The following is an 11,714-nucleotide window of genomic DNA, read 5'->3' as shown; positions in this document are numbered from 1 at the left end:
GGTCCGTTCACCACGGACCGGCGCCTTTGCGCTGCGCGTACGGGCGCGGGGCCCCGGCCGGTACGGCGGCGGCCGCCGCTCAGATCTCGCCCTTGCGCGTCAGATAGGTGAAGGCCAGCCAGCCCGGCAGCACCGGCAGCCAGAAGACCATCAGCCGGAACAGCAGCACCGCCGGGAACGCCGTGTCGGCGGCGAGCCCGGCGAACGTCAGCGCACCGATCAGCGCGCCCTCGACGGCGCCGACACCGCCCGGCGTCGGCGCGGCCGATCCCAGCGCGTTACCGGCGAGGAAGGCGACCGCGATACTCGCGTAACTGATCTTGTCGCCGCCGCCGAACGCCCGGATCGAGGCGTCCAGGCACATCACGTTCGCCGCCGTCAGCAGCAGCATCCCGCCGATGCCGGTGACGAGCTTCCCGGGCCGCTGCAGGATGTCCAGCATCCGCGGGATCACCCCCGCGAACAGCGAGCGCACCCGGGTCGAGACGAACTTCCGCAGCGCCGGCACCGCGGTGACGATCAGGACCAGTACGGCCACGGTCAGCAGTCCGGCGATGACCGTACGGGACGGCGAGATCGTCGGGGTCTGCTCGGTGCCGGTCAGATAGCCGAAGGTCAGCAGCAGCAGGATGTGGCTGCCCAGACCGAACAGCTGGGACGCACCGACACTCGCCACCGCCAGACCCGGACGGACCCCGGCGCGCTGCAGGAAGCGGGTGTTGAGCGCCACACCGCCGATTGCCGCGGGCGCCACCAGCTTCACGAAGTTGCCCGCGATCTGCGCGATGACCGTCCTGACGAACGACACCTTCTCCGTGACGAACCCCAGCAGGCTCATCGCCGCCGCGATGTACGTCAGCGCCGAGAAGAACATCGCCACCAGCACCCACACCCACTGGGCCTCGCTGATCACATCGCCGAGGTTGAAGTTGGTGAGTTGCGACAGCAGCAGATACACCGCGAAGGCCCCGGCGATCCAGCTGATGAGGATGCGCGGACTCAGCCGCTCCAGACGGGCCGGTTCGATCACCGCCGTCGGACGGATCAGCAGCACCTGCCGGCGGATCTGGGCGAGCAGATCCTCCTCGCGGGCCTCCTCCGACGCCTCGTCCAGCGCCCGCTTCTCGGCGTTCTTCTCCGCATGCCGCTCGGCCCGTATCGTCTTGCGGTCCTTGGGGCCCGCCGCCTCGCGTGCCTCCCGCGCCTCCTTGGCGGCCTGGGACGCCTCCAGCACCGCCTCGCGCTCCCGCTTGGAGCGCTCCCGGGCCAGCTGACGCAGCGTCGCCCGGGTGGTACGGCTCAGCGCGATCGGCTGCAGCAGCGGCAGGCTGTCGGCGACCGCGTCCGGGCCGAGCACCTCGACGGCCGCGGCCACCGCGCGCTCGGCGCCGACCCGCAGCCCGCTGGTGGCCAGCAGCTGGGCGATGTCCATCCGCAGCACGAGATCACCGGCCGCGATCTCACCGCCGCGCAGCTCGGTCAGCACGATAGTGCCGGAACGATCCATCAGCAGCGCGTCACCGACCAGCCGCCGGTGCGCGATCCGCCGCGACTGCAGCGCCTCGACCTGCCGCCAGGCACTGTGCATCAGCGCGTCGGTGATCTCCTCGTCGGCCAGCGAGTCGAAGGTCCGGCCGGCGATGTGCTCGTAGACCAGCATCACCGCGTCCGGGCCGAGCTCGGAGGTGGCGATCAGCTTGGGGGCGTGGGCGCCGGCCGCGATGGCCGCATACGCCAGCAGCGCTTCCTGCTCCAGCGCCTGGCGCAGCGACTGCAGACTGCGGCGCTGGTTGATGCCGCGCAGCGACAGCCGGCGCCACACCCGGTAGAAGAAGCCGTGTGCCTGCTGCTCGCGGTCGACGACGGTGACATCGATCGGCGGGCCGTCCTCCAGAGTGACGAGGTAGCGGCGGCCGCGGTCGGGGTGATCGGAGGGGTCCGTGGTGGTGGCGTCCTCCGCCCGCAGCGCGGAGACCGGGTGGAAGCCGACCCGGCGCAGCCCCGCGAGGAGGTTCTGCCCGGTGGGGCGGACGTTGGGGGAGCCGACCGCGTAGAGGGTGCCGTAGGCGACGGTCCAGCCGATCAGCACGGTCGTGACGATCGCGAACGGTGTGGTGTACCGCCCGACCAGCACCGCGAACGCGTCCAGCAGCAGCACGCACCACATCGCGACCCGCCAGCGCGGCCGCCGGGACATCCCCACCGCCGTCATATAGGCGATCACCGGCGCCAGATAGCTGTGCACCGGGGCGGAGAGCGAACCGTTGTCGAGCGGCTGGGTCAGCGCGGCCCGGATCGAGGCGGGCGCGGCGTCGGCCACCCACAGGTCGGCGGCCAGCGACACCCCGTGGGCGAGGACGGCGGCCAGCACGCCGTCCGCGATCCGCAGCCCGTCCCGCTTGATCAGCCGCTCGACGGCGAACGCCACCGGCACGATCAGCACCGCGACGCTGGAGGTGAGCCCCGCCAGGTTGATCAGCAGCGGCGGCGCCGCCTTCGCGCCGGTGCCGATGTCCCGGGCCAGACCCTGGGTGGTGCCGTGGGCGAAGGTGGCGAGCCCGAGGACGAGCGCGATCCCGGCGATGCCGAGCAGCAGCCGCAGCAGGTCGGCGGGCCGGTGCACCCGGGCGGGCAGCAGCGGTTCGTCGCCGGAGACCCGGTCGACGTGGAACTCGCCGTACTCGTCCGAGCTCAGGTCGGAACGGTGCGAGCCCGTGGGGGGCTTGCCCCGGGCCGCGCCGGACGCCGGCTCCGCGCCCTGGCCGGGCTCCGCCGGTCCGTCCTGCCCCTGCTCGGGCTGGTCGCTGTTCCGCTCCTCCTCGTGCCGCTCGGGTGGCTCGGGCTCCTTGGGCTCTTCCGGCCTCTCGGACGCCCCGGGTCGTTCGGCCTTCTCGATCGTGCTCGCCTTTTCGGTAGCGGAAGCCGTGCCCGGCCTCCGTTGGTGCTTCCCCTGTGGTGCCGCCTGCGGCCGCTCCGGCCGCTCGGCCGGCGCGGCCGGTCCGGGCGCGGTGCCGGTGGCGTCGACGGCCAGCGCCTCAGGGGCGCCCGCCTCCCGTGGAGGCGCCGCACCCTGCTGCTCGGCCGTCTCTTCTTGATCTCGTATCACCAGTCACCGTCCGGAAGATGGTGGCACGGCCGACCGGTGGAGGGGGGCATCAGGGTGCATTTCGGGGGTGCGGGTAGCGGCACGCCCGGTCCGCACCGGGCCCGGCGGCGCCTTGGCGCCGACCTCCCGGGGGCACGGGACCGTGTGTCCGATCCCATTGTCGGTGCCGTGCGGCAGGATGGACCGAATGAGTGGGACCGGAGATACGGCGGCGGGTGAAATCCCCGAATACCCCGCATACGCGGAACGGGTCCTGGCCGTTGCCGAGCTGATCCCGGCGGGCCGGGTGATGACGTACGGCGATGTCGCGGAGTGGCTCGACGACGAGGGGCAGCCCGAAGACGAGGGGCAGCCCGAAGGGCTTCCGGCGAAGGGCGGTGTCGGCGGGCGACGGGTGGGCGGTCCGCGGCAGGTCGGGCGGGTGATGGCGCTCTACGGCGCCGCGGTGCCCTGGTGGCGGGTGGTGCGCGCGGACGGCCACCTGCTGCCCGGCCATGAACAGCGCGCACTGGCGCACTACCGGGACGAGGGCACCCCGCTGCGGACGGCTTCCCGGGAGGCCGAGGACCACATACCGCGGCTCGACATGCGGCGGGCCCGCTGGGACGGGCGCCAGGACGGCGGCACGGCTCCGTAGCGCCGACGGCATCGCGCGACGGGCCGGGGGAGGCGCGGCGGCCCGGGTACCACCTGGCGTAGCGTCGGGCACTGCCGTCCCGACGACGGACCCGCCGCGCGCCGCGCAGCCGGACCACCGGCCCGCGGCGCACCGCACCGCGCACCGCACCGCGCACCGCACCGCACCGCGCACCACCCACGCACCACCCACGCACCACGACGAGCACCTCCTCAGGACCGGCGATCCACGTGAGTTCCTCCTTCTCGGCCAGCCCGCAGACGCAGCCCCACCGGGCCGCGCCGCGGGGTGCCGCCGGCACGTACCGGCTGGTGCGTACCCCGCCGGGGCGGGTGGCTCCTCCTGTTTTGGACGCAACCCAGCGCGCCGTGGTTGACCACCGCCACGGGCCGCTGCTGGTGCTGGCCGGACCGGGCACCGGAAAGACGACCACGCTGGTGGAGTCGGTGGCCCGCCGGGTGCAGGACGGCGCCGACCCCGAACGGATCCTCGTCCTCACCTTCAGCCGCAAGGCCGCCGTCGAACTCCGCGACCGGCTCGCGGCCCGGCTGACGGATCCGGAGGGACGGCCCGACGGGCCTGCGCGTACGGGGGGCGGCGGGCCGCGGGCCGGCATCCCGCAGGCGACGACCTTCCACTCCTTCTGCTACGCCCTGGTCCGCGCCCACCAGGACGCCGACCTCTTCGCCGACCCGATGCGGCTGATGTCCGGACCCGAGCAGGACCTCGCCGTCCGCGAACTCCTCGAAGGACAGGCGGAGCTGGCCGGCACCGGCCGGGCCCGGGTCAGCTGGCCGGACGAACTGCGGGCCTGCCTGACCACCCGGGGCTTCGCCGACGAGGTCCGTGCGGTGCTCGCCCGCAGCCGCGAACTGGGCCTGGGCCCCGATGCCCTCGGCGCCTTCGCCCGGCGCACCGGACGCCCCGACTGGAGCGCCGCGGCCGCCTTCCTCGCCGAGTACCTCGACGTCCTGGACGGCCAGGGCGTACTGGACTACGCCGAGCTGGTGCACCGCGCGGTGCTGCTCGCCGAGCGCACCGATGCCGCGGCGCAGCCGGCCGCCGCCTATGACGCGGTCTATGTCGACGAGTACCAGGACACCGATGTCGCCCAGGTACGGCTGCTGCGCGCGCTCGCCGGCAATCACGGAGCGGCGGGACGGCCGGGCTCGCCGGGACGCACCCTCATCGCCTTCGGCGACCCGGATCAGTCGATCTACGCCTTCCGCGGCGCCGACGTCAACGGCATCCTCGACTTCCCCGAGACCTTCCGGCGCGGCGACGGCACCCCCGCCCCCGTGGCCGTACTCGGCACCTCCCGGCGCTCCGGTGCCGCCCTGCTCGCGGCCACCCGGCTGCTGGCCCGCCGGATGCCGCTCACCCGCCTCCCGGCCCGGCAGGTACGCGCCCACCGCGAGCCCGTGCCCGTACGGGACGGCGGCCGCGTCGAGGTGTACACGTACCCGGCACCCGGCGCCGAACTCGACAACATCGCCGACATCCTGCGCCGCGCCCACCTGGAAGACGGCGTGCCCTGGCGCGAGATGGCCGTCCTTGTCCGCGCCGGGGGGCGTTCGCTGCCCGCCGTACGCCGTGCGCTCACCTCCGCCGGGGTTCCCCTCGACATCGACGGCGACGATCTGCCGCTGCGCCATGAACCCGCGGTCGCCCCCCTGCTGACGGCGCTGCGGACGGCGGCACAGGCCGCGCTGGGGCAGGACGCTCCGGTGTCTCCGGTGTCTCCGGTTGCTCCGGTTGCTCCGGTCGCTTCGGTCACTGTGTCCGGTGGAGGCACAACTGATGGCTCGGCGTCCGGTGAGGACGGCCCTGGCGACCGACGGTCCGCTGAGGGCGACCCCGGGGCTGTCCCGTCTGCCGAGGCCGTTCTTCCCGGTGACGCGCCGTCCGGTGAGGCCGTTCCCGGTGACGCGCCGTCCGGTGCGGCCGACCCCGGTGACGTCCCGTCCGCCGAGGCCGCGCCCGGTCACGCCCCGTCCGGCGCGGCCGACCCCGGTGACGCCACCCGTCGCCGGCTCGACGCCGAAACCGCCCTGGACCTGCTGACTTCCCCCCTGGGTGGCATGGACTCCGCCGATCTGCGCCGGCTGGGCCGCGCCCTGCGCGAGGAGGAACGGGCCGCCGGGCAGGCACTTCCCCGCCCCTCCGACGAACTGATCGCCCAGGCGCTCGCCGAACCACAGCGCCTGGTGGCCCACGACCCCGCCTACGCGCGCGGCGCCCAGCGGCTCGGTCTGCTGCTGCGCAAGGCCCGCGAACTGCTGGCCGGCGGCGGCACCGCGGAGCAGGCGCTGTGGGAGCTGTGGAACGGCACCCCCTGGCCGCAGCGCCTGGAACGGGCCGCCCACCGCGGCGGCGCCGCCGGCCGCAACGCCGACCGGGATCTGGACGCCGTCGTCGCCCTCTTCGAGACCGCGGCCCGCGCCGAGGAACGTACCGGCGGCCGCGGCGCCCTCAACTTCCTGGAGGAACTGGACGCCCAGGACATCGCCGCCGACACCCTCACCCGCCGCACCGTGCGCCCCGACGCCGTACGGCTGATGACCGCGCACCGCGCCAAGGGCCTGGAATGGCGGCTCGTCGTCGTCGCCGGCGTACAGGAGGGCCTCTGGCCCGACCTGCGCCGGCGCGGCTCGCTCCTGGAAGCCGACCGGATCGGCCGCGACGGCCTGGCCGAGCCGCTCACCCCGGGCGCGCTGCTCGCCGAGGAACGCCGGCTGTTCTATGTGGCCACCACTCGCGCCCGCGAACGCCTGGTCGTCACCGCGGTGAAGGCCCCGGCCGACGACGGTGACCAGCCGTCCCGTTTCCTGACCGAGCTGGGTGTCACCCCCCAGGACGTCACCGGCCGCCCGCGCCGCCCCCTTTCGGTGGCCGCGCTCGTCGCCGAGCTGCGCGCCACCACCGTCGACCCGGCCGCCACCCCGGCGCTGCGCGAGGCCGCCGCCCAGCGGCTCGCGAAACTGGCGGCCCTGCACGACGACGACCACCACCCCCTGGTACCCGCCGCCCACCCGGACACCTGGTGGGGCCTGTACGAACCCACCCACAGCACCGTCCCGCTCCGCGACCGCGACCGTCCCGTCGTCCTTTCCGGCAGCGCCCTCGACCAGCTCGCCCACACCTGCTCCCTCCAGTGGTTCCTGGGCCGCGAGGTCAAGGCGGACACCCCGGCCACCGCCGCCCAGGGCTTCGGCAACGTGGTGCATGTGCTCGCCGACGAGGTCGCCTCCGGCCGCACACCCGCCGATCTGTCCGTCCTGATGGAGCGCCTGGACTCCGTATGGGACGCCCTCGCCTTCGACGCCCCCTGGAAGTCACACCAGGAAAAGGAGACCGCGCGCGCCGCCCTGGAGCGCTTCCTGCGTTGGCACGTCATGGAACGCGAGACCCGCGGCCGGGACACCGTCGCCACCGAGCACGGCTTCGACCGCACCCTCCAGGCCGGCGCCTACGAGGTCCGTATCCGCGGCAGCATGGACCACGTCTCCCGGGACGCGCAGGGACGGGCGTACGTCGTCGACTTCAAGACCGGCAAACAGAAACCGACCGGCCCCGAGGTCGCCCGCCACCCCCAGCTCGCCGTCTACCAGCTCGCGGTGCGCGAAGGCGCGGTCGACGACGTCTTCGACGGCCGCACACCGGATGCGGGCGGCGCGGAACTGGTGCATCTGCGGCTGGGCGCACCCCAGAAGGAAGGCGGCGATGCGCTGCCCGCCGTACAGGCGCAGCAGCCGCTGGAGGGGCAGTGGGTCGGCGAACTGCTCGCCACCGCTGCGGGCCGCGTTCTGGAGGAGCGGTTCACGCCCACCACCGGCACCCACTGCACCCACTGCACCTTCCGGGCGTCGTGCAGCGCACAGCCGGAGGGACGGCACGTGGTCGAGTGAAGGGACGGCACGTGGTCGAGTGAGCGGCCGGCGGAGGGCCGTATCCGGTCATGGTGCGGGCGGACGGTGGAGGGCCGCACCTCGTGGACGGGGTGGACCTGGCGGACGGCGTGAACGGAGCGGACGGGGCGGACAGCGTGGACGGAGCGGACGGGGCGGACAGCGTGGACGGAGCGGACGGGGCGGACAGCGTGGACGGAGCGGGCGGCAAAGACGCGCGGGCCGCCCGTCGTGCACCCCGCCGAGTCCCTTGCTCACCCCCGCCGATGCCCTTGCCCACCCCTCCGTGACCTGCGCCGATACCGACGGCGACCGCGATTGTCAGTGCCGCCGGTTACGGTTTTCGCTGTGTCAGCTCGCCTCACCGATCCCGAGCAGCTCAAGGAGCTCCTCGGCATCCCGTTCACGCCGGAGCAGACGGAGTGCATCACCGCTCCGCCCGCCCCGCAGGTCATCGTGGCCGGAGCCGGGTCGGGCAAGACCACGGTGATGGCCGCGCGCGTGGTGTGGCTGGTCGGCACCGGCCAGGTCGCCCCCGAACAGGTCCTCGGACTGACCTTCACGAACAAAGCAGCCGGCGAACTCGCCGAACGCGTCCGCGCCGCGCTCCTCGCCGCCGGCGTCACCGACCCCGACCCGCTCCCGGCCGACGCCGGCGGCTCCGCAGGCGACCAGCCCCCCGGAGAGCCGCGGATCTCCACCTACCACGCCTTCGCCGGCCAGCTCCTCAAGGACCACGGTCTGCGCATCGGCCTGGAGCCCAGCGCCCGGCTCCTCGCCGACGCCACCCGCTTCCAGCTCGCCGCCCGCACCCTCCGCGCCGCCCCCGGCCCCTACCCGGCGCTCACCACCTCCCTGCCCTCCCTGGTGGAAGACCTCCTCGCCCTCGACGCCGAACTCGCCGAGCATCTCGTGGACCCCGCCGCGCTCCGCACGTACGACACCGAGCTGCTCACCGCCCTCGACGCTGTGAAACTCACCAACGCCGACCTGCGCAAAGTCCCCGAAACCGCCCGCGGCCGCCTCGAACTGCTCGACCTCGTCACCGCCTACCGCACCGAAAAGCGCCGCCGCGAGCTCCTCGATTTCGGCGACCAGATCGCCCACTCCGCGACCCTCGCCACCACCCGCCCCGAAGTCGGCCGGATCCTGCGTGACGAATTCCGCGTCGTCCTGCTGGACGAATACCAGGACACCTCCGTCGCCCAACGGCTGCTGCTGTCCGGCCTCTTCGGTGCCGGCTCCGGCACCGGCACCGTCACCGGGCATGCCGTCACCGCCGTCGGCGACCCCTGCCAGGCCATCTACGGGTGGCGCGGCGCCTCCGTGGCCAACCTCGACGACTTCCCCGCCCACTTCCCCTTCCAGGACGGCACCCCCGCCCGCCGGTACGCCCTCAGCGAGAACCGCCGCAGCGGCGGCCGCCTCCTCGACCTCGCCAACGGCCTCGCCGCCCCCCTGCGCCGGATGCACGAGGGCGTCGAAGCGCTGCGCCCCGCCCCCGGCGCCGAGCGCGACGGCATCGTCCGCTGTGCCCTGCTGCCCACCCACGCCGAAGAACTCACCTGGCTCGCCGACTCCCTCGCCCACCTCGTCCGCACCGGCACCCCGCCCGGCGAGATCGCCGTGCTGTGCCGCACCGCCGCCGATTTCGCCCGTATCCAGGGCGAACTCGTCGCCCGGGACATCCCCGTGGAGGTCGTCGGCCTCTCCGGGCTGATCCATCTGCCCGAGATCGCCGACCTCGTCGCCGTCTGCGAGGTGCTCCAGGACCCCACGGCCAACGCCGCCCTGGTCCGTCTGCTGATCGGCCCGCGCTGGCGGATCGGCCCCCGAGACCTGGCGCTCCTGGGCCGCCGCGCCCGCACCCTCGTCCACCGCGGTACCCCCTCCGACGACCCCGGCCGGCGCCTCGCCGAGGCCGTCGAAGGCGTCGACCCGGCCGAGACCATCTCGCTCGCCGACGCACTCGACACCTTCCTGGAGGCCGAAGGACCCGACGACGGGCTCCCGTTCTCCTCCGAGGCACGGGTGCGCTTCGCCTACCTCGCCACCGAACTCCGCGACCTGCGCCGCTCCCTCGGCGACCCCCTCATGGACGTGCTCCACCGGGTGCTCGCCGCCACCGGCCTGGAAGTCGAGCTGTCCGCGTCACCGCACGCCCTCGCCGCCCGCCGCCGCGAAACCCTCGGCACCTTCCTCGACATCGCCGCCGGATTCGCCGCCGAACAGGGCGGCGGATCCCTCGACGGCGACGCCACCCTGCTCGCCTTCCTCGGCTTTCTGCGCACCGCCGTCCAGTACGAAAAGGGCCTGGACAGCTCCCTTCCCGGCGGCGACAGCACCGTCAAGGTGCTGACCGCCCACAAGTCCAAGGGCCTCGAATGGGACGTCGTCGCCGTACCCGGCCTGGTCGCCAAGCACTTTCCCAGCGAGCAGGCCCGCGAGTCCTGGACCAGCCGCTCCAAGGTCCTCCCGCACGCCCTGCGCGGTGACGCCGCCACCCTCCCCGACGTCGGGCAATGGGACGCCCGCGGCGTGAAATCCTTCAAGGAGGCGATGAAGCAGCACCAGGAAACCGAGGAACTCCGCCTCGGCTACGTCACCTTCACCCGCCCCCGCTCCCTGCTGCTCGGCTCCGGCCACTGGTGGGGCCCCCAGCAGAAACGGCCGCGCGGCCCGTCCGCCTTCCTGGAGGCGCTGCGCGCGCACGGCGAAGCGGGACACGGCGAGATCGAGCACTGGGCCGACGCCCCCGAGGACGGCGAGGAGAATCCGGCCCTCGCCGAGGCCGCCACGGAACAGGCCTGGCCGCTGCCTCTCGACGCCACGGCCACGGCCCGCCGCCGGGCCGCCGCCGCCACGGTCCGCGCCCATCTGGAGCGCAGGACGGGAGAGGGGCCCGCCGCCCCCGCCACAGCCCCGCCGTCCCTGTCCGCCCACGACCCCGACTGGCCGCCGCCCCCGGCGGACGAGCCATGGGACACCGACCCGTTCGACGTGCCCGAGGCCGACCTGTACGACGAGGCGCCGTTGCCCGACGACGCCCCGCTGTTCGACGACGCCGCGCCCTACGACGTGCCCGTCACCGACCCGCCCGACGATGACGACGTCGCCGCAGCCGTCCCGCCGCTCGACATGCCCGGCCCCGGCCCAGGTCCTGGTCCTGGCCCTGGCCCAGGCCCCTCCGACACCGCCGCGCCCCGCGGCACCCCCGACGACGAGCCCGCACCCCTCCGCGCCCGTATCGGCGCCCAGCGCTCCACCGGGCCCGATCTGACGGCCCCCACCGGCCCCGGCCCCGCCCACCCCGCCGACACCGCCCCCCACACCCTCCTCCCCGAGGAACGCCGCACCGTCGGGTCCTGGGACCGCGATCTGGACGCACTGGCCGCCGAACTGCGCCGCGCCCGCGCCACCGTCCGTGACGTCCCCCTGCCCTCCGCACTCACCGCCACCCAGCTGCTCCGCCTCGCCGCCGACCCCGACGGCTTCGCCCGTGAACTCGCCCGCCCCATGCCGCGCCCGCCACAGCCCGGCGCCCGCCGCGGAACCCGCTTCCACGCCTGGGTCGAATCCCGCTTCGAAGAACTCACGCTGCCGCTGCTCGGCCCCGACGAGCTGCCGGGCGCCGAACAGGGCGAGGAAGCCGGGATCGTCGACGAGCACGATCTCGACGCCCTCAAGGAAGCCTTCGCCCGCACCCCCTACGCCCACCGCACCCCCTTCCGCGTCGAAGCCCCCTTCCAGCTGACCCTGGCCGGACGGGTGATCCGCGGCCGGATCGACGCCGTCTACAAAGAGCCCGGACCCGACGGCGACCGCTTCGAGATCGTCGACTGGAAGACCGGCCGCGCCCACAGCGCCGACCCCCTCCAGCTGGCCGTCTACCGCCTCGCCTGGGCCGAGCGGTACGGCCTGCCGCCGTCCGCCGTCGGCGCCGCTTTCCTCCACGTCCGCAGTGGCGAGGTCGTCCGGCCCGCGCGGCTCCCCGGCCGGGCCGGCCTCGAACGCATCCTGCTCGGCGAGACCGCCGATCGGCCTCCCCCGGAAGGCCGATAGG

At 74.3% G+C, this 11,714-nt stretch carries 4 protein-coding genes; 3 read left to right on the top strand and 1 reads right to left on the bottom strand.

Going from position 1 to position 11,714, the window contains the following annotated elements; all coding sequences use genetic code 11:
* Window positions 1-79: 79 nt before the first annotated feature.
* Window positions 80-3,106 carry a lysylphosphatidylglycerol synthase domain-containing protein gene (locus ACWGJY_RS10525; RefSeq protein WP_453260374.1) on the bottom strand — a complete coding sequence of 1,009 codons (3,027 nt, stop codon included), beginning with the start codon at window positions 3,104-3,106 and terminating at the stop codon, window positions 80-82.
* A 187-nt stretch (window positions 3,107-3,293) separates the two neighbouring features.
* Between ACWGJY_RS10525 and ACWGJY_RS10520 the strand changes: the two genes are divergently transcribed.
* The 3 genes from ACWGJY_RS10520 (at window position 3,294) to ACWGJY_RS10510 (ending at window position 11,713) form a co-directional block, all read left to right on the top strand.
* Window positions 3,294-3,743 carry an MGMT family protein gene (locus ACWGJY_RS10520; RefSeq protein ID WP_453260373.1) on the top strand — a complete coding sequence of 150 codons (450 nt, stop codon included), beginning with the start codon at window positions 3,294-3,296 and terminating at the stop codon, window positions 3,741-3,743.
* Between the two features lie 230 nt (window positions 3,744-3,973).
* Window positions 3,974-7,651, top strand: coding sequence for a UvrD-helicase domain-containing protein (locus tag ACWGJY_RS10515; RefSeq protein ID WP_453260372.1), 3,678 nt, complete (start codon window positions 3,974-3,976; stop codon window positions 7,649-7,651).
* Between the two features lie 348 nt (window positions 7,652-7,999).
* On the top strand, window positions 8,000-11,713 hold the full coding sequence (locus ACWGJY_RS10510; RefSeq protein WP_453260371.1) for a UvrD-helicase domain-containing protein: 3,714 nt from the start codon (window positions 8,000-8,002) through the stop codon (window positions 11,711-11,713).
* Window position 11,714: the final 1 nt, after the last annotated feature.

It is taken from the genome of Streptomyces sp. NPDC054765 (assembly GCF_053612065.1).
This window is presented reverse-complemented; position numbering and strand designations above follow the sequence as displayed.